Genomic DNA, 25,878 nt, shown 5'->3' on the forward strand with positions numbered 1-25,878 from the left:
CGCCATGGAAGAGCAGCGCCATAGCACTTCGTCCGGCGATCGCGCCTGGCACTTCGACTTCAGCGCCGTCACCGCACCCGGTACCTACGAGGTGGTGGACGCGGCGCGCAACCTACGATCGGCGCGGTTCGAAATCGGCGCCAATGTTTACCGGCCGGTATTGGTGCAGGCGGTGCGCACGTTCTTCTACCAGCGCGCCGGTCACGCCAAGGCGGCGCAATACGCGGGCGCCAACTGGGCCGATACCGCGAGCCACCTCGGCGCATTGCAGGACAGTCAGGCGCGCCGCTACAACGCGACTGGCGATGCATCGACTCAGCGCGATCTGCGTGGCGGCTGGTACGACGCCGGCGACTTGAACAAGTACACCAGTTGGGGTGCCGCCTACGTCATCGATTTGCTGCATGCCTACACCGAGAACGAACCGGTGTGGACGGACGACTTCAAGCTGCCCGAATCCGGCAACGGCGTACCGGACATCCTGGATGAGGTGAAGTGGGGCCTGGACTGGCTGGTGCGGATGCAGAACAACGATGGTTCCGTGCTGTCCATCGTAGGGCTGGCGTCGGCCGACGGCGGCGGCCGGCCTTCCGCCGCCACCGGACAAAGCCGGTATGGCGATGCGAATACCTCGGCGACGTTGGCATCCGCGGCGGCCTACGCCTATGGCGCCCAGGTGTACGCCTCGTTGAACACACCGGCCTACGATGCCTACGCCGCTGATTTGAAGCTGCGTGCGGAGCGCGCCTGGGTGTGGGCCAACGCCAATCCCAACGTGCTCTTCTACAACAACGATGCTTCCCGTGGCACCCAGGGCCTGGGCGCCGGTCAGCAGGAAACCGATGACACCGGCCGTGCCAATTTGCGCTTGGCGGCGGCGATCTATCTGTACGCACTGACCGGCAATGCGACCTATCGCAGCTACGTCGATAGCCATTACACCGACGTACCCATGATGAGTTCGTGGTGGCTGTCGCCTTACGACGGCGGTGTGAACCGTCCGCTGTTGTATTACGCATCGCTGCCCGGTGCGACGGCCAGCGTGGCGCAAAACATCCGCACCCGCTACACGGAACTGTGGGAGCGCCCGGACTATGCCGGCTGGGGCGCCATCGCGGATCAGCGCGATCCCTATCGCGCGCATCTCGACTCCTACCATTGGGGCAGCAACGGGATAAAAGGGCTCATGGGCGGCATGTTCGCCGACCAAGCGCTGTACGGCCTGAGCCAGCACAGTTCCGCCGAAATCGCCGACGCGGGCGCGGCCTATTTGCATTACCTGCACGGCGTCAATCCGCTGGGCAAGGCGTACCTGTCAAACATGGGCGCGTACGGCGCAGAGAACTCAGTGGATCAGTTCTTCCACTCGTGGTTCGCCGACGGCACCGCGTGGGACAGCGTGCGGGACTCGCAGTACGGCCCCGCGCCCGGCTTCCTGGTAGGAGGCGCCAACAGCACGCAGTACGACTGGGACGAACGCTGCCCCTCGATATCGCCGAAGTGCGGCTCGGCGCGACCCTCGCCGCCGTATGGTCAACCGGGGCAGAAGGCATACAAGGACTTCAACGACAGCTGGCCGCTGAATTCGTGGTCGGTCACCGAGAACTCCAACGGCTACCAGACCGCTTATATCCGGCTGCTGGCGCGCTATGTGACCGCGCCGCAGGTATCGGGGCTTTCACAGGTGTCGCCGTCGCAGGTGTCGAAGGAGCGCACCGCCGTGCGTCCGCAGACAGCACCTAACAGCGCGTCGCAACGGCTACGGTCGCGTGACCGGTCCCTCCCATACAAGACGGAGCGCAAATGAAACTACTCGCGGGAATGATGGCTGCGGCCTGCGCGGTGGCAGCAGGTTCGGCTTTCGCGGGGCAGCTGGCGATTCCGTCGCCGGCCGGCCAGGCGGAGATCCGCATCGAGGACGACGCCAGCCAGTTCTCGGTGCTGTGGCGTGGTGAAACCGTCGTTGCTGCTTCACCGTTGGGGCTGGAACTCGATGGCGCTCCCGCGTTCGGCGCTCTAATGCTCGAACGCCGCGAAGACAGTGAGGTCGACCACAACATTCCGCTGATCGCAACCAAGGCATCGGTGGCGCGCGACCACTACCGGGGTGCGACGCTGACGTTCCGTGAAGCCGGCACCGCCGCGCGTAGGCTCATCATCGACGTGCGCGCCTACGATGACGGCGTCGCATTTCGCTATCGCATCGACGATTCGATGCCGATACACCTGGATGGTGAGCGGACCGCTTTCGTCCTGCCCGACGATCCCGAGTGCCTGGCGACCAAGTTCGAGCCGGCGCACGAGATGCCATTCGAGCGTCTCAAGGTTTCGCAGCTTTCCGAAGATGTGCGCTACGACGTGCCGCTGGTCTGCACCAGCCGCTCGGGCCGCGCATCCCTGGCAATCGCGCAGGCGCACCTGGAAGGCTACGCCGGCGCATCGCTGCAGCGTAAAGGCGATGCGTTGCGCATGCAGCTGTCAGCAGTGCCCGACAAGAAAGGGCCCGCCTATGTCTCCGAGAAAGGCCTACGCTCCGCGTGGCGCGTGGTGATGCTGGCCGACCGGCCCGGCGACATGATCGCCTCGCATCTGATCGGCAATCTCAACCCGTCACCGCAAGGCGATTTCAGCTGGGTCAAGCCAGGCAAGGCAGCGTGGGACTGGTGGTCGGGGCCTCTGGTGGGCATGAAGCCCGACATGGCCGCCTACAAGCGCTTCATCGACTTCGCGGCGGAGTCGGAGTTTCCGTATTACCTGATCGATGCGGGTTGGTCCTGGGGTGCAGGCCCATGCTGCGAAGCGCTACCCACGACCGACATTGCACGCGCCGCGGAAGGCATCGACATGCCGGCATTGGTCCGCTACGCCGCGGACAAAGGCGTGGGGCTGCTGCTGTGGGCGCATTGGGAACACTTGGCGCCGCGCATGGACGAAGTGCTGGATACCTACGCGCGCTGGGGCATCCAAGGCATCAAGGTCGATTTCATGAATCGCGACGATCAGGAGATGGTCGCGTTCTATCAACGCCTCGCCGCCGGTACCGCACAACGCCGTTTGCTGCTGGATATGCACGGCGCCTACGTGCCGGCCGGGCTGCAACGCAGTTATCCCAACTACATCACCCAGGAAGGTGTGCTGGGCGCCGAATGGAACAAGATGGACAAGCGTGTCACGCCGCAGCACAACCTGATGCTGCCGTACACACGCATGCTGGCCGGGCCGATGGATTACACGCCGGGCGGCTTCCGCCATGTCGCGCCAGCCAAGTTCGAAGTACGCGACCAGATGCCGCTGACGCAGACCACACGCGGCCAGGCACTGGCGATGTACGTGGTCTACGACAGTCCGTTGCAGATGGTGTCCGACGCTCCGGAGGCGTACCGGGGTGCGGAGGGTTTTGAGTTCGTTCGTCGCGTACCCACGGCCTGGGACGAAACGCGTTTTCTCTCGGGCGAGCCGGGCCGCGACATCGTGCTGGCGCGGCGCTCGGGTGCAACTTGGTATGTGGGCGCAATGACCGCTGACGAAGCACGGACCGTGCGCACGCCGCTGAGCTTTCTGCCTGCAGGCAACTACCGCGCGACCGTATGGGAAGACGGCGATGCGCCCGACCAAGTCAAGCGCAGCGAACGCATCGTCAACTCGCGCGACACGCTTGCGCTGCGCCTGTCGGTGGCCGGTGGCGCTGCCGTGATTCTGGAGGCCGCGGACCAATGAACGCAAAGTTTCGCAAGATGATCGCCGCCCTGGCCTGCATCTTTCTGTTCCCCTTCACCAGCGCGTCGTTCGCGCATGGTCAGGAGCAGGTCACTCCCGAACGGGCGCGCGCCAACTTCGCCCGGCCCATTGAACTCGGCCCGGATGACGTACGCGCGTTTCCCGATGCGCCATCGGGCTTCAGAGACGCACGCGCCGGCGTACCGCAGGGACAAGTGGAGGAGTTGACCTACGAGTCGCGCATCACCGGCACGCTCCGGCGCGCGCAGATCTATTTGCCCGCGGGCTACTCGCCCGACCGCAAATACCCGGTGCTTTATCTGCTGCACGGCATCGGCGGCAACCAGGACGAATGGCGGGGCTACGTGCGAGCATCCGCGATCCTCGACAACCTGATCGCCGACGGTAAAGCGGTGCCGATGATTGTCGTCATGCCCAACGGCCGCGCGCTGCCGGATGACCGCAGTCCGCCGGAGGGGAAGGTGTTCACTCCGGAGAACGCGGCCGGGTTCGCCAAGTTCGAACGCGACCTGCTGGATTTCCTCATCCAAGCGGTGGAGGCTAAATATTCGGTCTATGCCGATCGCGAACATCGGGCGATCGCCGGGCTTTCGATGGGCGGCGGGCAGGCGTTGAACTTTGGCCTTGGCCATCCGGATACGTTCGGGTGGGTTGGCGCTTTCTCTCCAGCCCCCAACACCCGACCACCGGAGGATTTGCTGCCCGATCTCAAGGCAGCGCGCAAACAAGTCGCGCTGCTGTACCTGTCATGCGGCAATCGAGACGGATTGATCAGCGTCTCACAAGGTGTGCATGCCTATCTGAAGCAGCACGACATTCCGCACGTCTGGAACGTAGACGACCATGGCCACGACGGCGACAGTTGGGCCAACAACCTCTATCACTTCGCACAGCGAATCTTCCGCTGAGCTGACGCATCGCTGACGGGGCGGAGAAGAGCTCGCGATAAAAACGAAACCGATTGAAGCCTGCTGTTCACCATCTGGACGCGCTGCGGCGCGTTTTGGATCGTGCTCACCGAGCGGCTATCGGGGCGCGGAGCGGCGTCCCGCCGCGAGCTCTTCCCATCAGATCGCGATAGAAACGAAACCGATTGAAGCCTGCTGTTCACCATCTGGACGCGCTGCGGCCGAAACAGCGCCCGATCCCGCGGCGCGCGACATTTCCACGACATCCGAAGCAGATCATCGACTGAACACTCGATGCCGCATCGCGCAGAACGCGGCGCGCGGCGCGCGGCGACACGCTAAGGAAAAATCTTGAATGAAGCTGGGCCGAATCGCTCCAACCGGTGCGGCGATCGTAGTGATCGCAATCGTTCTGATTGCTCTGAACACCAGAGGTAAAGAAGAAGTACAGAAGACCGATACGCCGCCGACGCCTGTTCTGTCCGTTGTCGTGACGCGCGCGCAACGGTCGATGCTTCCGATTCGCGTGCCGGCGACGGGCAACATCAGCGCGTGGCAAGAGGCCAGTGTGGGAACAGAGGTCGAAGGTCTTCGGCTCACAGAGGTAAACGCCAACGTTGGCGATATCGTCCGGCGCGGCCAGGTCCTGGCCCGGTTCAAGTCGGACATGTTGGCCGCCGAGCTGGCCGAAGCCCGTGCAACGGTCGCACAAGCTGCGGCGCAGACGATGGAAGCCGACGCCAACGCGCGGCGCGCGAAGAGTCTGGACGCCTCGGGCGTGATGTCGGCGCAGCAGGTGGATCAGTATGTGGCCGCCGCCAGGACGGCCCGGGCCAGACTGGATGCCGCGCGGGCAGTCGAGTCGAGAAACCGCTTGCGAATCGCACAGACGCAGGTGCTTGCGCCGAGCGACGGCATCATCACCTCGCGCACCGCGACGGTCGGGGCCGTCATGCCTGCCGGGCAAGAGCTGTTCCGCTTGATCAAGGACGGTCGCCTGGAATGGCGCGCCGCCGTCGCCATGTCGGACATGGACAAGCTGATGCCCGGCCAGACAGCGGAGATCACGGTCCACGGCCAGCCGCCCATCCAAGGCAGACTTCGAATGGTGGCGCCCGCCATCGATACGCTGACGCATGAGGGTCTGGTCTATGTCGACCTGCCGCCTGACAGCGCGGTACATGCGGGCGCATTCGCGCGCGGATACTTCGACATCGGCCAAGGCCAAACGCTGACGGTGCCCCAGGGCGCGGTGCTTCTGAGAGACGGGTTCAACTACGTCATGCGCGTCGGCCAAAAATCGACCGTCATGATGACGAAGGTTTTGGTGGGAAGGCGCGTGGGCGACCGGATCGAGATAACCGGAGGACTCACTCACTCCGAAGCCATCATCGCTTCAGGACTCAGCTTCCTGAGCGAAGGCGACACGGTCAGAGTTGTCAGCGGGCCGGCGGACAACAAGCCAGCACCGGCCACCTATCCCGCAGCCCCGAACGCCGAGGCGCCGACCGGTGCTGCGCCATGAACCTCAATGTGTCCACGTGGTCGATCCACAATCCGGTCGCCGTTACGCTTCTGTTCGTTCTGCTGACGATCGCCGGGATTGGCGGCTTCCTGGCGATGAAAGTGCAGAACTTCCCGGACATCGATTTCCCGATCATCACGGTGACGGCGGAGCTGCCCGGCGCATCGCCGCCGCAGCTCGAAAGCGACGTGGCGCGAAAGATAGAGGATGCGCTGGCGAACATCCCGCGCATCAAACACATCAACAGCTCCCTTATCAACGGGGCAGCGACCATCACGGCCGAGTTCCATCTAGACAAGCCCGTCCAGGAGGCAATGGACGACGTCCGCGACGCCGTATCCCGCACGCGCGCCGACCTGCCCGCGGATCTGCGGGACCCCGTCATCACCAAGATGGACCTGGCGAGCACGCCGGTGATGACCTACACGGTTACCTCATCCAGGCTGGATGACGAGGCGCTGTCGTGGTTTGTCGACAACCGTGTTCGCAAGCGATTGCTGGCGGTGCCCGGTATTGGCGCCGTATCGCGCGTGGGCGGGGTGAACAGAGAAGTGCGCGTCGAACTCGACCCGGATCAGCTCTTGGCGCTGAAGGCGACGGCGGCGGATATCTCCCGGCAGATTCGCGAGCTCCAGCAGGAGGCGTCCGGTGGACGCGTGGAGATGGGCGGCGCGGAGCAATCGGTCCGTACCATCGCGACCGTCGCGTCCGCGCAAGACATCGCCACCATGGATGTGTCGCTCAGCGATGGGCGCAGGATTCGTTTGGATCAGGTTGCTACCGTCTCGGATACGTCGGCGGAACCCAGATCGCTTGCCCTGTTCAATGGCAAGTCAGCGGTTGGCTTCGACGTTCTCCGCGCGCGCGGCGCTGGCGAGATCGACGTAGCGGACGCCGCCCGCGCGGTGATGGAAGAACTGAAGGGATCGCACCCCGAGGTCGAGTTCAACGAGGCGGTGAACTCCGTTGATCCCATCGTTGAGAACTATCGCGGATCGATGACGCTGCTTCTGGAAGGGGCGGCGCTGGCGGTGCTCGTTGTTTTCTTCTTCCTGCGCGATTGGCGGGCTACGGTCATCGCCGCGGTCGCGCTGCCGCTCTCGGCCATTCCGACGTTCGCCGTGATGCACCTGATGGGATTCACTCTCAATACGGTCTCGCTGCTGTCATTGTCCCTGGTGATCGGCGTGTTGGTTGACGATGCGATCGTGGAGATCGAGAACATCGAGCGGCATCTGCTGATGGGCAAGCCGCCATTTCGCGCTGCGATTGAAGCAGCCAACGAGATCGGACTGGCCGTGGTGGCGACCACCTTCACATTGATTGCAGTGTTCCTGCCGACATCGCTGATGGGTGGCATGGTGGGAAAATACTTTGTGCAGTTCGGGTGGACCGCGGCCGTCGCGGTGTTCTTCTCCCTGGTCGTTGCACGCATGCTGACGCCAACGATGGCGGCGTACCTGTTGAAGGCACCCAGCAAGGAACCCGTCAGCCCCAGGTGGATCGCGTTCTATCTTCGTTGCGTGCAGGTAGGCATGCGGCACCGGGTCATCACCTTGAGCGCGACCGCCGCGCTCATCCTGGGCGGCTTTGCGATTGCCTTGAGCCTGCCGGGCGAGTTCATTCCTGCCGATGATGGCGATCGGACACAAGTGGCGATCTCGCTGCCACCCGGCAACAGACTTTCGGATACGCGCGCGTTGGCGGAGCGCGCGCGGCAGATGATGATAAAGAATCCCAACGTCGTGTCCGTGTACACCTCCATTGGTGCGGGCACGGCGTCTGCCGAACCTGATGAAGGGGCGGCGCCTTCAGGCATCACGACCGCCATGCTTACGGCGAACCTGCTGCCGCGCCGCGAACGCGACGGTGTGACCCGGCAGCGCATCGAGGAACAGCTCAGGAAAGAACTTTCGCTGCTGCCTGGGACGCGCGTCAGCGTGGGAAACGGCGGCGACAGCGAAGGCTATGAGTTGGTGCTGGCCTCGGAAGATGCGCAGCTGCTCGCCCAACATGCCAGCGTCGTTGAGCGGGCGCTGAGAGGCATTCCAGGAATCGGCGCGGTGACGTCGTCGGCCAGTCTCGTGCGGCCGGAACTGGTTGTCCGCCCCGATTTCGCGCGGGCTGCGGACCTGGGCGTGACATCCGCGGCGATCGCGGAAACGCTGCGGATTGCCACTTCGGGCGACTACCGCCAGGACCTGGCAAAGCTGAACTTGAGCGAGCGGCAGATTCCGATCGTGGTAAGGCTTGCAGACAGAGGCCGCAATGACCTGGAAACACTTCGTCGGCTTCCGGTGCCAGGCGCGCGCGGGCCGGTTCCCCTGGGAAGCGTTGCCGATCTTCAGATTCTGAGCGGTCCCTCCGAGCTCACTCGATACGACAGGACACGCAACGTCAATCTCAAAGTCGAACTCAATGGTCAGCCGCTGGGTGAAATCGAGAACGCGGCGGCTGCGCTCCCCAGCCTGCAACATCTTCCCAAGGGCGTCACCGTGGCGGCAACCGGGGACGCCGAAGCCATGGGTGAGCTGGCGACAGGCTTTGCCGTGGCGATGCTCGCGGGCGTGCTCTGCGTCTATATGGTGCTGGTGCTGTTGCTCAAGGATTTCGCGCAGCCGCTGACCGTGCTGGTGGCGCTGGTGCTTTCGGTGCCCGGAGCTTTCCTCGCGCTGCTTGTCACCGGTTCCTCACTGTCGATGCCGTCCATGATCGGCCTGATCATGCTGATGGGCATCACCACCAAGAACTCCATCCTGCTGGTGGACTACATCATCATTGCCCGCCGGGATCATGGATTGAGCAGGCGGGATGCCATCGTCGATGCGTGCCGCAAGCGAGCCCGTCCTATCGTCATGACTACGATAGCGATGGGCGCCGGCATGCTGCCCATCGCGATCGGCCTGGGCGCCGATCCCAGTTTCAGATCCCCCATGGCCATTGGTGTGATAGGCGGACTCATCACCTCGACCGTCCTGTGCCTGCTGGTGATACCGGTCGTTTACAGCTATACGGACGATGCCATCGAGGCAATCAAATCCCACGTAAAGTGGCGTACCGAACCGGTTGCGATCGGCGGGTCCGGAAACATGGTATGAGCACGAACACGCTTCTGGCGGCAGCACGATCATGAACAAAGAATCTCTTTCTATTCTGATCATCGAGGACAACGCCCAACTGGCGGCGAACCTCTACGACTACTTGGCGGCCTGCGGACACAGCCTTGATGCGGCACCCGACGGCCTTTCGGGATTGCACCTTGCATCTTCCAAGGATTACGACGCGATTCTCCTGGACTGGAATCTTCCCCGGCTCAACGGCCTGACGGTGCTGCGCAGGCTACGGCAGGAAGCCAGGAAGAAGGTGCCGATCATCATGCTGACCGCGCGCGATCAATTGGCGGACAAGCTGGATGGCTTCGAATCGGGCTTGGACGATTATCTCGTCAAGCCCGTGGCGCTGCCGGAGATCGAAGTGCGTTTGCGGTCCCTGGTCGCACGCCTCAAGCAATCCGCCGCCATCGACGATGTACTTGCCGTGGGCGATCTACACTTCGATATCCGCACGATGCAGATCAGCCGCGCCGAAAGAAGCATCGCACTCACCCGGATCGGGCGCCGCCTGCTGGAACTGCTGATGCGAGAGAGTCCGAATGTAGTGAGCCGCGCCCGCCTGGAACGAGCCGCGTGGGGCGATATAGTGCCTGGCACGGACCTTCTTCGCTCGCACATGTATGTGTTGCGCCGGGCGATCGAACTGGGATCGGAGAAGCCGCTCCTGCACACGGTGCCAGGCTCCGGATACAGGATCTGCGAAAGTGAGTAGGCTCGCGACACTGATAAGCAAACCTCGCAGCGTGCACTGGTGGATCAGTGTGGCGTTGATCGTATTTGGACTCGCGATGGTCGTCGCATTGAGCATACAAGCCTTTAGCAGTCAGCAACTGATCGAGCACAAACTATGGGCAGACATGCTCAGGTCCACATCCGCTGACCATGCGGCGCGGGTGCGAGCAGGTCAGGTGAATTCGCTCCCTGCCGACGGAACCATTCGATCGTGGTATGTCGAGAGCGGGCGTGGAACTTCGCATGCGCCCGGTCATCTGGCTAATCTCCCGCCCGGACTCTATTCGACAGAGGCGGCGTATGGAGGAGTATTTACCGAGAAAAGCGATCTTTTTGACCATCTGGACAGCTTTCATGCGCTTGTGGTCGATCTTCCGCCAGGCAGGCTCATAACGACCATTGACATAGAGCAACTTGATGACCAGCAGAATCGAGATGCCATACAAAGCGGCATCTGGGCCGGGGTCCTCGTCATCTTCATCGGTGGCGTCATTGTCTGGCTGCACGCCAATCTTGTTCGACCGGTGAGGGATCTGGCCGACCGCATGCAGGCCATCGTTCCAGGAACGGCAGGCGCGCGCCTTCCCACAACTTACCGTCGCGAAGAGATACAGGTAATAGCGCAAGCCAGCAATGCGCACCTGGAACGCGTGGAGCAATTCATCCAGCGGGAACGCAGTCTGCTGGACCAAGCCAGCCATGAGTTCAGAACGCCCATAGCGGTCATCGCAGGTGCGGTGGATGTGCTCAAGCAGTTCTCGCTTCCTGATGCTTCAAAGCCCGTGCTCGGCCGCATCGAGCACGCTGTCCATGATCTTTCCGAAACCATGGTGGCATTGCTGTATCTGTCCAGGGAAACAAGCCCGGAAGCCGATCCCGTCGACGTCACGGTGCTTCACGACCTGCTGCCGCGTCTGGTGGCCGACCACGAACATCTGCTTGGCGACAAATCGGCCCAACTGAGAATCGGGGAAGTGGAACCGATCTTCATCGCAGCGCCCGAGGCGATGGTCCGCATTGCGGTGAGCAACTTGATACGCAATGCGATTGAAAGTACCGACGACGGCCACGTGGAGTTGGTGCTTCGCGACGGCGTTATTTCGGTCGCCGACTCCGGCAGTGGATTCAATCCTGTCGAAGCGGCTCGGCGATATCGTGAAAGCTTGCAGCATTCGGCTCCCATCCGCGGGCAAGGACTGGGGTTGTTCCTGATCGGCCGGATCTGCGATCGATTCGGTTGGAAGCTCTCCATTGAACCAGCAGCGGCCGGTGGTACACGTGCCGCTTTGGATGTCGGATCCAGCGTCATCGAGCCTTAGAATCCATCCACGATCTCGAGCGATGTAGAGCGGAGCTTGCTCCGCTGCTTTAGCTCTTTGCACACGGTGATAAGAGCAGCCGAAATCATATGTCGCCTGTCAACTCGTTATGGCAGCGGCATCGGCATAGCGTCCTTGTGGGAGCGACGTGAGTCGCGACGTTGATGTTTCCGGTCGCGACTCACGTCGCTCCCACAAGGACGTTATCCCGCCTTTGTAGAGCCGAGCAAGCTTGGCTCTACGAGAGGCGGTGTAGAACGTGTTGTGTCGCCCATGAGTTCCGGGCAAGGTTCACGGGGCACGCTGTTAGCCGCGATACAGCGTTCATTCAGTCGTTCGGCACCGCGCGCGACATTTAGGCGACATAGCCAAATCACTCTGGTGGTTGTTTGCAACAGCCCGTCTGTAAAACGGGCTCCGCAGATGAATCCCCCCACTAAAAGAGGTTTGGCGTCCCATGAAGAAACTCCTGTTGCCGGTGTTGTTGTCCACTCTGTCTTTCAGCGCGATGGCGCAGACGTCGGATGTGGATGATGCAATGCCAGAAGACGGCCCGCCTCGCTGGGGCTTGGGCATAGCGGCGATGATCAAGAACAGTCCCTACGCCGGCGAGGGGACACAGGTGCGGCCTATTCCGCTCATCACTTTTCAGGGCGAAAGGTTCTACTTTCGCGGTCTGACGGCGGGCTGGCAGCTGATCGGTGGAGAGTCCTTCGAGCTCTCGGCAATCGCCAAGTTCCGACCCGATGGGTTCGATGTGGACGATCTGGGCAGGCGGGAACTGGCTGCCAACGGCCTGGACTATCGACTGCTTGAGGACCGCGATGACGGCCTGGATCTGGGACTGGTCGCAAAGTGGAGCGGTGCGGCGGGTGAGATCGAAGCTGAGATTCTGGCTGATGCTATCGATGCGAGCGGTGGCCAGGAGGTATCTCTCGACTACGGTTATCCATTCGACGTCGGCAAAGGGCGGCTCACCCCGAACGTGGGCGTTACCTGGCTATCGAAGGATATGGCCAACTACTACTACGGCACGCTGGATGAAGAAGTTGCCCGAGGCGTCGTGGATTACAAACCCGGCTCGGTGACCATTCCCCACGTAGGCGTTTCCTACTTTCGGCCGATCGGAGAGAACTGGTCGGTGATTGGATTCGTCAAGTACAGCGTGTTGCCCGACGAGATCAGCGATAGCCCGTTCATCGAACCGGACACGGACGGTGCCGCGTCGGTGTTTATCGGATTTTCCCGCGGATTTTGACGCGCCGGAAGCCGCACAGGCGACGCCGTAGCACGGCGGAACTGGCCGCGAAACATCACTCCGCAGGAACGACGATGCACGCCGACAACGCCAAGAACCAAAACAGACCCAGCAAGAGCGAGGGATTCCTCGCTCTGAGGGATCTTCCGGACCTGCCGCCACTCGATCGCAAGCGCAGAGGGCGTGGATACAACGCCTGGTTGCGGCGCGTAGCGGTGGTCTTCGTACTGATTTCTCTGGCGTTGATCGTGCGATCCGCGTGGGCGCATCCGGGCATCGCGCTACCGTGATCGCGCACAGAGCCATCCGGTGTTCTTGCCTCATGTTCATCGCCATGCTGGTGGGATGTGCGTCCGTTTCGCATGAGCGCGTCAGGCCTGCCGGAGACAACGGCGTTGCGGATGCCGCGCCGCACCCGGCGATACCTTCGGGCAGCGGGCGGTCCAGGAGTGTGGAAGCGGCGCCGCTAGAAATCATTGAAGCGTTCCCCGATGATGCAGACCCGGTACTGCCCCAGCGCTGGTTGATTGAGACGCAAGGCTGCAAAGAGAATCGTGAGTAAAGCGACCGACAATACAGCTGCTGAAGATCCATCAAACGGCTACGAGGCGGCCGCCGAAGAATTCATGCGCCGGCGCGAGCAGTCGGTCATCGGCGTCGAGACCGTCCGGCTGTGGTCTCGCTTGCTCCCGCGGGGCGGTACGGTTCTGGATCTCGGCTGCGGATCCGGTGTGCCGATCTCGGCGACGCTAAGCAATGAAGGATTGGTGGTGTATGGCATAGATGCTTCGGCAAGCTTGACCGCTGCGTTTCGTGAGCGGCTGTCTCATGCGCATGTGGCTTGCGAATCGATCGAGGATTCACGCTTTTTTGATCGGACCTTCGACGGTGTGATCGCGGTTGGGTTGATGTTTCTACTTGCGCCCGATGCGCAACGAAAACTCATTCGCAAGATTGCTTTGGCGCTGAACCCCGACGGCAGATTTCTGTTCACCTCACCAGCGCAGCGATGCGTTTGGAAGGATGTGTTGACGGATAGGGAGTCGCATTCTCTTGGCGTTGATGAATACAAGACCGCATTGTTGGAAGCAGGCCTCACGCTGGTCGGCGAGTACGAGGACGAGGGCGGGAACCATTACTACGACGCGCATCTTTCGCGCACGGCGTCAGATATGGTCTGACAGCTCTCGCGGAAAAGCGAAAAGCTCGCGCCGAGACGGCGCTCCTGCAAGAGCAAAGGCCGCCAGCCATCCCCGCCTTTGTAGGAGCGGCGTCCCGCCGCGAGCTCTTCCCATCAGGTCGAGCAAAGCCAAGAGCGATCGAAGCCCGCCGTTCACCATATGGACGCGCTGCGGCGCGCTCATGATTGTGAGCGCTGATGGATACCGAGGCGCGGAGCGGCGTCCCGCCGCGAGCTCTTCCCATCAGATCGAGCAAAGCCAAGAGCGATCGAAGCCCGCCGTTCGCCATCAAGGCGCGCTGCGGCGCGTTATAGATCGCAGCACTGAGCTGCTATCGAGGCGCGGAGCGGCGTCCCGCCGCGAGCTCTTCCTTCAGGTCGCGATAGAAGCAAAAGCTCGCGCCGAGGACGGCGCTCCTACAAGAGCCAACGGTCGCCGCACCGCGCCATGCGTTCAAACGCAAACCGTCGACTTTGCGGTTGCTACCAGCGCTTGGTCAGCGTCAGCCGGACCGAGCGCGGCGGCTGCGGATAAATCTGCGAGAAACCTCCGGTGATGTAGTAACGCTCGTCGGTCACGTTGTCCACGTTGAGCAGCACTTCCACCTGATTGCCAAAGGCATAGCGTGCATTGAGGTCCAGCCGTGTGTACGACGGCAGAAAGAAGCTATTCGCGGTGGTCGCCGCCTGCTCGCTGCCGTGGAATACCCCGCCACCCACCGTCAGGCCGGAAAGCGCACCGTCGAAAGTCCATGAGGTCCACACGCTTGCCTGGTGGCGCGGCACGCCGGCCAGTCGGTTGCCGACGATCAGGGCATTCGTGTCTTCGATGATGGTGGCATCGGCGTAGGCGTATGACGCCACCAGCGTCCAGGCGTCCACCGGGCGCATCGATACCTCGGCTTCGACGCCGCGCGAGCGCAGTTCGCCGGTCTGGATAACGTGGTTCCAGTCCACCGGATCGGCCACCACCGCATCAGTCTTGCGCAGGTCGAATGCGGCCAAGGTTGCCTCCATGCGGCCGTCAAGCAGGATCGACTTCATGCCTACTTCCAGCTGATCGCCGCGCGTGGGCTTGGGAGTGATCCCACTTTCCAGCGTGCCCGCATCCGCCTCATTGCGGAACGAGCGCGCCCAGCTGGCGTAGAAGGAAAGATCCGGTGTGGCCAGGAAAGTCAGGCCCGCGCGCGGTGAGAACGGATGGTCGCGGCGGGTGATCGCCGGATCGATGCCGCCAGTGTAGAACGACAAAGTATCCGTCCGTTCGTAGCGTCCGCCCAGCAGCAGACGCCAGCGGTTCCACGCGATCTCGTCCTGCATATAGAGCGCTGTGGTTTCGAACTCGTAGCGACTGTCGCCACTGGACACATAATTGTTCGGCCGGCCGCTGCGCACGGGCTGGTACAGGTCGATTGGATTGCCGAAGGATATCTTTCCATCGATGTAGGCCAGCCGATCGATGCTGCGTTCCGTGCCGATCAGCAACCGGTGTCGAAGTGGGCCGGTGCTGACGTTTCCGTACAGCTCGGCCTGTACGGTGGCATCCTTCTGCCGCTCTCGATAGCTGACGAAGTTTCGGTTGACGGTAGTGCCGGACAGGGTAGGGAACCCGTAATTGAAGAACTCCTCCTCGGGCACCGTGACGTCGGACCAGAAGGCGCCCAGGCGCAGGCGCCAGTCGGCGTTGAGCGAGCGATTGAACTCCAGGCTGCCGGTCCACTGTTCCTTGCGGATGCGCATGAAATCCTCGCCGTAGTTGCGGCTCGGGGGGACCTGCAGGAACAATGGGTTGTTGCCCAAACCGCGGTCGAACGCGGCATCGCGGTTTAGATATTCCAGCCGTGCTATCACGCTGGTGTCGTTGTCCGGCCGCCACTCAACGACGGGCGAGACGAAGGTCTGCCGGTTGTCGATGCCATCGCGGAAACTTCCGGCATCCTCGTGGGCCAGGTTGATGCGGCCCAACAACGTGCCGTTGTCATTCACTGGGCCGGTCAGGTCCACGCCCAACCGCGCATAGTCATCGGAGCCGCCGATGACGGATGCTTCGGCGGCAAACTTTTCTTCGGGCTGCTTGGACACGAAATTGATCACGCCGCCAGGTTCGAAGCGGCCATACAAGGCCGATGCCGGCCCTTTCAATACCTCGATGCTTTCGACGCCCTGCAGGTCGATTTCCGGTTGCGAGACGCTTTGCCGAAAACCGTCGCGCAGCGTGCTGATGGCTTGAAAGCCACGTATGCGAAAGCGCTGGTTGCCCGAGAACCCGATGGTGCGTTGAACGCCGCTGATGGTCTCGGCCGCCTGTCCGATGTTGGAGACGTTGCGCAGGTCCAACAGTTCGCGCGAAACGATGTTCACCGTGAACGGAGTTTCCAGCACCGGTGCGCCGGATTTGGTGGCGGTCTCGCCAGGGATGCGGCCGAGCGGGCGCCCGTAAACGGTGATCGCGTCCAGTTCGGTCGCGGTGCCGAGGTTGGCCGATTCCTGGGCCGCGGCTGACGTGGTGGCGAGCGCGAGCGCGAGGGCCGCCGGCAGATGTTTTCGCATGGAAGAAGGGCTCAAAAAGGGTCGAAGTTGAAAATGAAACAATATAACATTCTACTCACATGATTCACTTTTCCACCGTTCTGGGGCATCCGATGAACTACCGTTTGTTTTTTCTGGGCACGGCATTCGCGGCGAGCCTCGCGCTCTCCGGATGCGAACGCACCGAACCGGCTGCCGATTCCGTCGCTGTCGCTGTCGCTGAGGTGGGCCAGCCGATCCCATTGCGGCACGCGCGCTACCTGACGCTTGAGCGTCGTGGTGGCTTTGTCGTGGCGCGTCTGAAAGGCCCAATGGCGAACGAACAAGGCGCTGCGCAGGAGCGGTCGGCGACCATCGTATTGGCTCCGGCCGACGGTCCCGAACCGGAGCTGCGTGGCGATCTGCGCGATGCGGCCGTGATCCGCACGCCCGTGCGTCGCATCGCTGCCAACGCCGGTTCCGACGAAGCTTTCCTCGGCCAACTGGGCATCAAGGACCGATTGGTGGCCGTGGGCGGATTGGCTTCCTACGACGACGACATCCGCCGCAAGGCCAAGGCCGGCGAGATCGGTCAAGTGGGTTACAACTGGCACTCGCCGCCCAATCTGGACGTGTTGCTGGCGACGCGGCCCGATGTGTTCCTGATGCGGTTGAGCGACCCGGCGCACACACCGGTACTGAAACGCGCGCAAGCATTGGGGTTGGCAGTGTTGCCGACCTTGGCCGAAGAAGAGCAAAGCTATCTGGCACGCGCCGAATGGATTCGGCTCTACGGCATTCTGACTGGCACTGAAGCGCGCGCCGAACAGATCTTCGCTGAAGTGGAAGCGCGCGTTGCCGAACTGAAAGCCAAAGTGGCGGATCGGCCCAAGGCCAAGGTGCTGTGGGCCTATCCGAACGGCGCGGACCGCTGGATCGCCACCGTACGCGGGCCCGAAGGCAGCTATATCACCGATGCCGGCGGCATCAATCTGTTGGCGCGCACGGAGGATCCGAATCGGTACCCTACTGAAACCATCTCCACCGAAGCGATCCTGCCTTTCGGTGATCAAGCCGATGTCTGGCTGATTGGTGACATCCACGCGGTAGCGCCGCGCAACCCTGCGATCGAACGCAGCTTCCGCGCCTGGCGCGAGCAGCGTTTGTTCGGCAATACCGGGCGCACGGTCGCGGCGGAGAATGCCTACGACTGGTATCAGACCGGCTTGGTTCGGCCGGATTGGGTCCTGTCCGATTTCGTCAAAGCGCTGCACCCGGATCTGGTGGATGAGCCGTTCCGATTCTTGAAGCCGCTGCCGCAGGGGCAATACCAATGAGCCGCGCCGAGCCCGTGATGGCGACACGGTTGATTGACCGCCGCGCCACGCTGCCTCTATTCGCCATCGCCGCACTGCTGCTGACGCTGATTGCCGCATTGGTTGCCAGCCTGGCCATTGGCCAAGTGGTGCTGTCGCCGGCGCAAGTGTTGCGTGGATTGGCCGAGTTCGGCTCGACTTCCACCGAGTCGCGCATCGTTTTCGAATTGCGTCTGCCAAGAGTGCTGGCCGCCGTGGTGGGCGGCGGTGCGCTCGGCCTGGCCGGACTGCTGATGCAGACCTTGTTCCGCAATCCGCTCGCCGATGCCTGGTCGCTGGGCCTGATGGCGGGCGGACAGTTCGGTGCGGCGCTGGTGGTGGTAGCAGGTGCGGTGGTTGGCCCTGCCGCATTGGAGTTGATCACCGGCCTGGCGGGGCTGGGTATCGTGGCCGGCTCAGCGCTGGGTACTTTGGCGGTCGCGCTGGCGATGGTGTCGATGGCGCGCCACGTACACACGGTCACCTTGCTGGTGCTCGGCTTGATGCTGGGATTCTTGGCGCAAGGCCTGATCAGCGTATTGCTGCATTTCACCAGCCGCACGCAGTCGCGCGTCTTCTCGTCGTGGAATGACGCCACGTTCGCATCGATCGTCTGGCCCGACTTCGCCACCCTGTTGCCGCCGCTGTTGATCGGACTGACGCTGGCGGTATGGCTGGCCAAGCCGTTGACCGCGCTTTTGCTGGGCGAGACCTATGCCGAAAGCCTCGGCGTGAACGTAACGCGCCTGCGCCGTTTGGTGCTGGGCGCGACGATCTTGTTGGCCGCACCGGTCACTGCGTTTTGCGGACCGGTGGCATTCATCGGTCTGATTACTCCGCACTTGGCGCGCGGACTCATCGGCTCGGCGCGCATCGGCGCATTGATCCCGGCCACGCTGCTGCTGGGCGGGTTATTGGCACTGGCTGCCGACTTCGTGGTGCACCTGCCCTGGAGCCAGCACTTCCTGCATCTGAACGCCATCCTGGCGATTCTTGGCGCGCCGGTGGTGATCGCGTTGTTGTTGAAATCGCGCAGCTTGCGCGCGGCGGGAGCCTGACATGCTGGTGTTGAATGATCTGCGTATCGGCTATCACCACAAGGCGCTGGTGACATTGCCGCCCACCACGGTCGAGGCGGGTGAATTCGTCTGCTTGCTGGGCCGCAACGGCCAGGGCAAGTCGACGCTGCTGCGCACGCTGGGCGGATTCCTGGCGCCAGTTTCAGGCGAGGTCATGTTACATGGCACGCCGGTGCGTGAGCTGCGTGGCGTCGCACGGGCGCGCCGCATCGCCGTGGTGCTGACCGAGCGTCCGCAGGTGGGTGCATTGGGCGTGATGGACCTGGTGGAGATGGGTCGCCAGCCCTACACCGGCTGGGCGGGCGTGTTGACCGAAGAGGATCGCCGCATCGCGGCCATGGCGTTGGAACAAGTCGGCGGCGCGCATTTGGCTAGTCGCACCGTCGACAGCCTCAGCGACGGCGAGCGGCAGCGGGTGATGATCGCGCGCGCATTGGCGCAGCAACCCGACCTGATGTTGCTCGACGAGATCACCGCGTTTCTCGATCTGCCCAGCCGCGTCACCATCATCGACATGCTTCGCCGCATCGCCGCCGAGCAGGGCATGACGATCATCTTGTCTAGCCACGACCTGGAACTCTCGCTGCAGACTGCGGATCGCTTGTGGCTGTTGCCAGGACAGGGACGCTTCGTCGACGGTACGCCTGAAGATGTCGCGCTCTCCGGAGCGGTCGGCGATGCATTCGATCAGGAGAACCTGGTGTTCTCACTGGAATCGGGGCGCTTCGAAAGTTCCGCGGTCGCCAGTCGCTCCATCTATGTTGAAGGCGATGACGTAGCAACCTCATGGTTGATGCGGTCCTTGCGCCGTCGCGGCTATGGCCTCGCCACCGATCCGAACCAAGCGGATCACTGCATAGCCACCGTGTCTCCAGGCCGGTGGAGGCTAGGCGGACAGCAAGAAGCCGATACGATCGCGGAGGCGTTGAAGCTTCTCAAGGTGCAGTAGTGCATGGCGGCTTACGACTGAAACCAAGCGGATCGAAGCATGACGGACATGCCGGTGAATCGCCGGCGCGAACGCACGGCGCAGATGGGCGCTTTGTCCATCCGGGTTGACCCTGACGCCGCTTTTTTCGGGCTCAAAGTCCGCTGACGCCATGCACGCCATGGAAAAACGGTCGATCAAGCGGATTCGGTTCAAGCACTGAGGCGCTGCGGAGAGCAACACAATCAGCTTCGACTTCGACTAGCCAGCCAGGATCGATGAAGCGCGACACTTCGACAAAGGTGCAGGCTGGTTTGAACTTGGCGAACAACTCTCGATGCGCTTTTGCCGCATCGCGCCAGGTCTGAATGTCGGTGAGCATGATCCGCGTCCTGATGACATCGTTCATGCCCAGGCCCGCGGCGCTCAACGTGGTGGCGATGATCTGCAGGCATCGCTTGGTCTGTCCATACACATCGCCGGGCGCTGCCACCGATCCATCCGGCGCGATAGGAGCGGTGCCGGCAACGGCCAGCAGATCGCCTATGCGGACCGCGCGGGAAAAGCCGGCGGTGGATTCAAGCGCGGATCCTGAGGAGATGTTGGCTCGCACTTGCGCATGATCCTCTTGGTCTGGGCCGCATCGCTGTCGATGCTGGCCTTGGTTGCGGCGATATAACGCTTGGAACATTTTTCGTTTCACGTGCTTGCGCGCGATAGATAATCGAACGTCGTCCCGGCGCAGGCCGGGACCCAGCGCCTTTGCGTTCCGATCTTCCGCAGCAACGGATTAGCGTCGTTGCTACTTCGACTTCGATGCTGGACGCGTAACCAGCAGGTTCGCCGCCTCCGTCGCCCGGGTTCCGCATGCGGCATCGAACTCCGACGACGCGCCAGAGACGCCGACGCCGCCGATCGCCGTGCCGTCTTGGGCAAAGATCGGCACGCCGCCTTCCATGGTGGCGATCATCGGCGCGGTCGGTGCGTTCCATGTGGCGGTCTCGCGCGTCGCCCTGCGATAGACCGCCGCGGAGCGTCCTTTCCACTGCGCCACGGCGGCGGCGGCCGGCGAGGCGCCATGGTTGGAGTAGCTCATCAAGTCGCCGCCATCGTCGAAGACCGCGACGGCGACCGCATGCCCGGCTTGATCGGCACTGGCCAGGCAATGGTCGCGGATAGCGTCGGCGGTCTTGAAGTCTAGGAATGGCCGCATCGTCTGCGCCTGCAATCCCGTGCTCATGAACAATGCGGCCATCGCGACAAGTCCTGCGAAAACGTTCGATTTCATCCTGCTCTCCTGGTGTTGTTGTGGAAACGACATGCAAAGAATGCCTCAAGCCGGTCCGCTTACTGGCGGCGCTCTTCCTGCGCCGTCAGCCGGAGGATCTGGCCCGGTTCGGCGGTCACCAGGTAGATGGCGCCGTCGGGCCCGATCACCGGTTCGTAGGGGCGGCCTTCAGCCTTGAAGATGATCTCCTCGTGCTGGACGCGGTCGCCGTCGAGGGTGAGCAGGCGCAGATCGCGCGGCGCCAGGCCGGTGACCAGCAGCTTGCCGTCCCACAACGGGAATTCCTTGCCGCCATAGAAGGTCAGCCCCGAAACGCCGATCGAAGGTCGCCAATAATGCACCGGCTGCTTGATGCCCGGCGCACGCACGTCCGGTGTCAATACCGTGCCGTCGTAGTTGATGCCGTGGGACACGACCGGCCAGCCGTAGTCGGCGCCTGGCTCGATGATGTTCAGCTCATCGCCGCCGCGCGGACCGTGCTCGGTGGCCCAGATGCGTCCGCTCGATGGTTCGATCGCCATGCCTTGCGGGTTGCGGTGGCCCAGGCTGTAGAGGGAAGCCAGCGCGCCGTCGCGATCGCGAAACGGGTTGTCCGTCGGTACCGAGCCATCCGCCGTCAGGCGATGGATCTTGCCCGCGGGGTGTCCTGGCTCACGCGCCAGTTCCTTCCCGCTGCGATCGCCAACGGAGAAGTGCAGCCGCCCTTCGCCGTCGAACACCATCCGGCCACCGTAGTGCCAGAACGCTTCGCCATACGCGGCGCGGTCGGCTTCGAACACGACTTGCTGATCGACCCAGGCATTGCCGCGGAGGCGGCCACGCACGATGCGGGTCATGGCGAGCGGTTTGCCCTCGGGCCCGGTCTGGTCCAGCCGGTGGCTATAGGAGAGATAGATCCACCCGTTCTGCCCGTAGTCCGGGTCCAGCGCGATATCCAGCAGGCCGCCCTGGTTCCATTTATGGCTGCTGACATAGACCTGCGGCGTGCCGGTCACCGGCTGCGCCTGCAGCACGCCATTGCGGATGGTCCTGAGCCGACCGGGGCGTTCGCTGACCAATGCTGTCTGCGCATCGACGAATGCGATCGCCCATACCGTTTCCAGCCCCTCGGCGAACCGTTCCACGCGGACGGCGTAGTCGAGCGTATCGACCACGCCGGGAACCGCGTCGAACTGGCGCGGTTTGGCCTCCGCAGCCGGCGCTTCCTCTGGTTTGGGTTCGGCGTCGCGGGCAGGGAGGAATTTGGCGAGTGCGTCGATTTCCTCCGGTGAGAGTATTCCGCCGAAGGCCGGCATGCCCCGCGACGCGATGCCGTTGCGGATGACGCGGGCCAGGTCGGTGCGAGCGCCGCCGTAGCGGTAGGTCTGGGTGGAGAGCGGCGGTCCCAGCCCGGTGCCTTGCCGTTCGGCACCGTGGCAGGACGCGCAGTTCCTCTGGTAAAGCGTTGCCGCCGCCGTCTGGGCGGCTGCCGGCGCCCATGCGGCGGCCGTCGCGACCAGCAAAGCCGCCGCATAGGCAATCGTTCTAGTACGGGAACCGGGCATGGATCACATCCTCCTGAAAGCGATCACTCGGATCGGGCGATGTAAGGAGAGGATGAATCGCCTGCTGCTTGAATGGAGGGAAGCTATGGTTTTGCTATAGATTGGCTGCCGACGCAGGCCGGCACTGCCGGGAGAGCGCAAGTTCGGACGGTGGGTGGAGTGGACGAACACAAGGCAATCGGGAAGATCGAGGAGGCGTCCGGAGAACGGGCGGCCCGCAGGGGGCCTGCGAACTTCACCGCGGGCGAAGCGCTCATCCAGCCTTCGCTCAACCGGATCTCGATCCACGGGCGCATCGCGCAGGTGGAGCCGAAGGTCATGCAGGTGCTGGTCCTCATGGCGGAGCGGCCGGGCACCGTGATTTCCCGGGAGACCTTCCTCGATACCGTGTGGGCCGAAACCGTCGCCGACGACTACCTGCTCAACCGCGCGGTGTCCGAACTCAGGAAGATCTTCGACGACGACCCGCAGACGCCGCGGTACATCGAAACGATCCGCAAAGGCGGCTATCGCCTCATTGCCCCGATCGCGCCGGCCAAAGTCGCCGCGGCGGTTGCCAGGCCTGCTCCGGACGACACAGCTCCTGGCGAAACTGTGGCGGCTGCATCGCAATCTCCCGCACAGCCCGTCATAGCCCCGCCCGCGCCGGGAGCGCCGAGCATCTTCCGAAGCAAGCCGGTCTTGTACGGATTGGCTGCCTGTGTCATTGCCGCAGCCGCCGCCGTTTTTCTGCTGGGCCCGAAGATGCTGGGAGACAGCTCCGGCATCGCCGAAAACTACAACGTGCTTCCGCTGACGAGCTTCGTCGGCCGCGAATTCGAACCTGCGTTGTCGCCGGACGGAAGCCGCGTCGCTTTCATCTGGGACGGCGGCAGCGACGCCTTCGACGTGTACGTGAAAACGATCGGCAGCGAGGACGTCCTCAATCTGACCAACAGCCCCGCCGAAGAGCGCTTCCCGGTCTGGTCTGCGGACGGACGCAGTGTGTTGTTCTCGCGTCGGGACGACACCGGAATCGCGATCATGCGCATCTCCGCATTGGGTGGTGGCGTGACTCGCGTGTTCGGTGACGAAACAGCAGCCGATATTCGCGGCATGAGCTTGTCGCCCGACGGCACGCGGATCGCCTACGCCGGCCGCGAAAATGCCACCTCGCCTTACCGGATTTTCCTGGCCACGTTGAGCAACGGAGAAAAGCGGAGCGTGTCGAATCCGGAACCAGGTTCGCTTGGCGATATCGACCCGCGTTTTTCGCGCGACGGCCAGTCGGTCGCGTTTATTCGTGCCATCAACGAGGTCACCAAGGATGTCTATCATGCAGACTTGGGCGGTGGCGAGCCGACCCGCCTGACCTCCGACAACCGCAAGATAAATGGGCTCGCCTGGTCGCCCGACGGCGAACGGCTTCTTTTCACTTCAACCCGTTCCGGCACGTACGGCCTCTGGTCGGTCGACCCGGACGGTGGCGACTTGCGGCAGATTTCCCTGGGCAACGAGAACGTGCATCAGCCTGCAACGGCGGCGGGCGTGGACGCCATCGCCTTCGAGCAATGGATGCACCGCTCACAACTGCGGCAGATCGATGTCGCCCGGCGAATGCAAGCCGATGCCGGCCAATACATGCAGTCGACCCGCTGGGACTCCAATCCGGCCTGGGCGCCCGACGGCGAACGGATCGCCTTCGCCTCCAATCGCAGCGGCCCCCATGGCGTCTGGGTTAGTCAGCGCGACGGACGCGGCGCGGTGCAGATCGCCGATTTCGGTGGCGCCTTCATGGACAATCCCGCGTGGTCACCCAACGGCGCACTGATCGCATTCGACGGCAGCCCCGAAGGCAAGACCGAGATATTCACCGTATCCCCAGAAGGCGGCACCCCGCAGCGAATCTCCGACGGACAAGGCGACAACCGAAACCCCACCTGGTCGCACGACGGCGCGTGGATTTATTTCGAATCCAACCGCAGCGGCGAATGGCGAATCTACGCACAGCCAACCACCGGCGGTGCACCGATTGCAGTCACCACCGGCCCGGCCATCAACGCCCGCGAATCAACCAACGGCGAGCGGCTTCTCTACAGCAAACCCGGCACGCCAGGACTATGGCAGCGACCGCGGGAGGACTGGCGCAAAGCAATCACCAGCCAACCGGAAGAACTACTCATCGCCGAACTCGACCCGCAAGACGGTGCCAACTGGGCACCTTCTCCCAACGGCATCTACTTCGTTCGCCGCCCCACCGAAGGCACACCCACCCTGTCGCTGCTCGATCACGCAAATTCCTCCACCACCGATATCACCGAACTGTCGCCATCTTTCGAAGGATGGGGATTCGACTTGTCCCCGGACGGAACCCAGCTCATCTTTTCCGAGGTGACGATGCTGGAAAGCGATCTGCGGCTGGCGGTTCCGCGGTAGCCAGCGGCGTGTGCTTCGAATTCCAGTCAGCAGACAAGGCAGGATGCCGGAACCGCTGAGTGGTTGGTAGGAGCAAACCGGCCCGCCTCGTAGCGGTCGCTCATGCATGGTGTCCGTCACGTTGCATTTGCTTGATGAAGGCGAGCATCAGCGACAGGGCAGCGGCCGCGTGCGTCTCCAGCAGGAAGTGGCCGCCGTCGAAAATGTGCGCTTCCATGCGCGGCAGGTCCTGCATCCAGGTCAGCGTTTCGGCGATGTCGAAGTAGGGATCGTGGCGGCCCCACAGCATGAGCGCAGGCGGCTGCCTTTTTTCCAGGTACTGGGCGATCGCACCGAAACGCGCGGCGTGATTTTTATAGTCGGCAATCAGCGCGAGTTGCGTTTCCATGCGGCCGGGAAGATTCATCACCCTCCAGTCTTCGACCCAGGGTTCGCCGCTGACCGTGGTAGCCACGTTCTCCGGTAGTCCGCCGAGATATTGCTCGCGCATGAACTCGAAGGTCAGGTCGACGGCGGCCGCCGCTTCGTTCTCTTTAGTCGGTTCCGACCAGAACCTCAGTTGGGCATCCCATACAGGGCCGAAGCCGGTTCGATGCGCGTTTGCGTTCTGGACAATGAGGCCTGAAACCAGCTCAGGCGCACGCATCGCAATCAACAGGCCAACCGCCGCCCCCGAATCGTGCAAGTAGATAACGCGGCGCTTTATCGCCAGGTGGTCCAACAGTTCGGAAATCGCATCGCTGAACGTCGAGAACGATGGCGACGGCAGCACATCGGACTGGCCGAAGCCCGGCAGGTCGGGCGCGACCACATAGGCGGCTTGCGACAGCTCCGGTATGACGTTCCGAAACTCTTGCGCGGAACTCGGAAATCCATGCAAGAGCAGTAGGGCCGGCTTGGTCGCCTCGCCTGCGGTGATGAACGACAGTTCCGTGCCGCCGGACAGACGAAAGCGTTGTCGGTTCGCTGGATTCATATCAAAGCTCCT

General features: G+C 62.9%; 20 protein-coding genes. 15 read left to right on the forward strand and 5 right to left on the reverse strand.

Annotation, left to right across the window (positions count from 1 at the left end):
• Positions 1–4: 4 nt before the first annotated feature.
• From AB6O04_RS07765 to AB6O04_RS07815, 11 genes are all read left to right on the forward strand, one after another.
• Positions 5–1,807, forward strand: coding sequence for a glycoside hydrolase family 9 protein (locus AB6O04_RS07765; protein WP_368563265.1), 1,803 nt, complete (start codon positions 5–7; stop codon positions 1,805–1,807).
• The gene (locus AB6O04_RS07770; RefSeq protein WP_368563266.1) at positions 1,804–3,717 is read left to right on the forward strand and encodes a glycoside hydrolase family 97 protein; all 1,914 of its coding nucleotides are present in this window, start codon (positions 1,804–1,806) and stop codon (positions 3,715–3,717) included. The genes AB6O04_RS07765 and AB6O04_RS07770 overlap by 4 nt, the downstream gene beginning before the upstream one ends.
• On the forward strand, positions 3,714–4,646 hold the full coding sequence (locus tag AB6O04_RS07775; protein ID WP_368563267.1) for an alpha/beta hydrolase: 933 nt from the start codon (positions 3,714–3,716) through the stop codon (positions 4,644–4,646). The genes AB6O04_RS07770 and AB6O04_RS07775 overlap by 4 nt, the downstream gene beginning before the upstream one ends.
• Before the next feature lie 355 nt (positions 4,647–5,001).
• Complete coding sequence (locus AB6O04_RS07780) at positions 5,002–6,171, forward strand: efflux RND transporter periplasmic adaptor subunit (protein WP_368563268.1); 1,170 nt, start codon at positions 5,002–5,004, stop codon at positions 6,169–6,171.
• Positions 6,168–9,269: an efflux RND transporter permease subunit gene (locus tag AB6O04_RS07785; protein ID WP_368563269.1), complete on the forward strand. Its 3,102-nt coding sequence runs from the start codon at positions 6,168–6,170 to the stop codon at positions 9,267–9,269. The genes AB6O04_RS07780 and AB6O04_RS07785 overlap by 4 nt, the downstream gene beginning before the upstream one ends.
• A gap of 31 nt (positions 9,270–9,300) precedes the next feature.
• A complete protein-coding gene (locus tag AB6O04_RS07790; RefSeq protein WP_368563270.1) occupies positions 9,301–9,996 on the forward strand; it encodes a response regulator transcription factor in 696 nt (231 codons plus the stop codon).
• A gap of 31 nt (positions 9,997–10,027) precedes the next feature.
• The gene (locus tag AB6O04_RS07795) at positions 10,028–11,335 is read left to right on the forward strand and encodes an ATP-binding protein (protein ID WP_368563271.1); all 1,308 of its coding nucleotides are present in this window, start codon (positions 10,028–10,030) and stop codon (positions 11,333–11,335) included.
• A 457-nt stretch (positions 11,336–11,792) separates the two neighbouring features.
• Positions 11,793–12,593 carry a MipA/OmpV family protein gene (locus AB6O04_RS07800; protein WP_368563272.1) on the forward strand — a complete coding sequence of 267 codons (801 nt, stop codon included), beginning with the start codon at positions 11,793–11,795 and terminating at the stop codon, positions 12,591–12,593.
• A gap of 74 nt (positions 12,594–12,667) precedes the next feature.
• The gene (locus AB6O04_RS07805; RefSeq protein WP_368563273.1) at positions 12,668–12,883 is read left to right on the forward strand and encodes a hypothetical protein; all 216 of its coding nucleotides are present in this window, start codon (positions 12,668–12,670) and stop codon (positions 12,881–12,883) included.
• A gap of 32 nt (positions 12,884–12,915) precedes the next feature.
• Complete coding sequence (locus AB6O04_RS07810) at positions 12,916–13,155, forward strand: hypothetical protein (protein ID WP_368563274.1); 240 nt, start codon at positions 12,916–12,918, stop codon at positions 13,153–13,155.
• Positions 13,148–13,774, forward strand: coding sequence for a class I SAM-dependent methyltransferase (locus AB6O04_RS07815; RefSeq protein ID WP_368563275.1), 627 nt, complete (start codon positions 13,148–13,150; stop codon positions 13,772–13,774). The genes AB6O04_RS07810 and AB6O04_RS07815 overlap by 8 nt, the downstream gene beginning before the upstream one ends.
• 482 nt (positions 13,775–14,256) lie before the next feature.
• Here AB6O04_RS07815 and AB6O04_RS07820 read toward each other — a convergent pair whose 3' ends face one another.
• Positions 14,257–16,323: a TonB-dependent siderophore receptor gene (locus AB6O04_RS07820; protein ID WP_368563276.1), complete on the reverse strand. Its 2,067-nt coding sequence runs from the start codon at positions 16,321–16,323 to the stop codon at positions 14,257–14,259.
• A 92-nt stretch (positions 16,324–16,415) separates the two neighbouring features.
• On the opposite strand from AB6O04_RS07820, the gene AB6O04_RS07825 reads away from it, so the two are divergent.
• From AB6O04_RS07825 to AB6O04_RS07835, 3 genes are read left to right on the forward strand one after another with little or no spacing between them, the layout of a single operon-like run.
• Positions 16,416–17,618, forward strand: coding sequence for an ABC transporter substrate-binding protein (locus AB6O04_RS07825; RefSeq protein ID WP_368563277.1), 1,203 nt, complete (start codon positions 16,416–16,418; stop codon positions 17,616–17,618).
• A complete protein-coding gene (locus AB6O04_RS07830) occupies positions 17,615–18,694 on the forward strand; it encodes a FecCD family ABC transporter permease (protein WP_368563278.1) in 1,080 nt (359 codons plus the stop codon). The genes AB6O04_RS07825 and AB6O04_RS07830 overlap by 4 nt, the downstream gene beginning before the upstream one ends.
• A 1-nt stretch (position 18,695) precedes the next feature.
• Positions 18,696–19,664, forward strand: a complete 969-nt coding sequence (locus tag AB6O04_RS07835) for an ABC transporter ATP-binding protein (protein ID WP_368563279.1) — start codon at positions 18,696–18,698, stop codon at positions 19,662–19,664.
• 133 nt (positions 19,665–19,797) lie between these two features.
• On the opposite strand, the gene AB6O04_RS07840 is transcribed toward AB6O04_RS07835, so the two are convergent.
• The 3 genes from AB6O04_RS07840 to AB6O04_RS07850 form a co-directional block, all read right to left on the reverse strand.
• On the reverse strand, positions 19,798–20,256 hold the full coding sequence (locus AB6O04_RS07840; protein WP_368563280.1) for a RidA family protein: 459 nt from the start codon (positions 20,254–20,256) through the stop codon (positions 19,798–19,800).
• 189 nt (positions 20,257–20,445) lie between these two features.
• A complete protein-coding gene (locus AB6O04_RS07845; protein WP_368563281.1) occupies positions 20,446–20,931 on the reverse strand; it encodes a heme-binding protein in 486 nt (161 codons plus the stop codon).
• 59 nt (positions 20,932–20,990) lie between these two features.
• The gene (locus AB6O04_RS07850) at positions 20,991–22,475 is read right to left on the reverse strand and encodes a PQQ-dependent sugar dehydrogenase (RefSeq protein ID WP_368563282.1); all 1,485 of its coding nucleotides are present in this window, start codon (positions 22,473–22,475) and stop codon (positions 20,991–20,993) included.
• A gap of 159 nt (positions 22,476–22,634) precedes the next feature.
• Here AB6O04_RS07850 and AB6O04_RS07855 point away from each other — a divergent pair, with 159 nt between their 5' ends.
• Positions 22,635–24,890 carry an LpqB family beta-propeller domain-containing protein gene (locus AB6O04_RS07855; RefSeq protein WP_368563283.1) on the forward strand — a complete coding sequence of 752 codons (2,256 nt, stop codon included), beginning with the start codon at positions 22,635–22,637 and terminating at the stop codon, positions 24,888–24,890.
• Positions 24,891–24,990: 100 nt separating this feature from the next.
• On the opposite strand, the gene AB6O04_RS07860 is transcribed toward AB6O04_RS07855, so the two are convergent.
• Positions 24,991–25,866: an alpha/beta fold hydrolase gene (locus AB6O04_RS07860; protein ID WP_368563284.1), complete on the reverse strand. Its 876-nt coding sequence runs from the start codon at positions 25,864–25,866 to the stop codon at positions 24,991–24,993.
• Positions 25,867–25,878 lie beyond the last annotated feature (12 nt).

It is taken from the genome of Pseudoxanthomonas sp. UTMC 1351, assembly GCF_040948865.1.
Lineage (GTDB): Bacteria > Pseudomonadota > Gammaproteobacteria > Xanthomonadales > Xanthomonadaceae > Pseudoxanthomonas_A.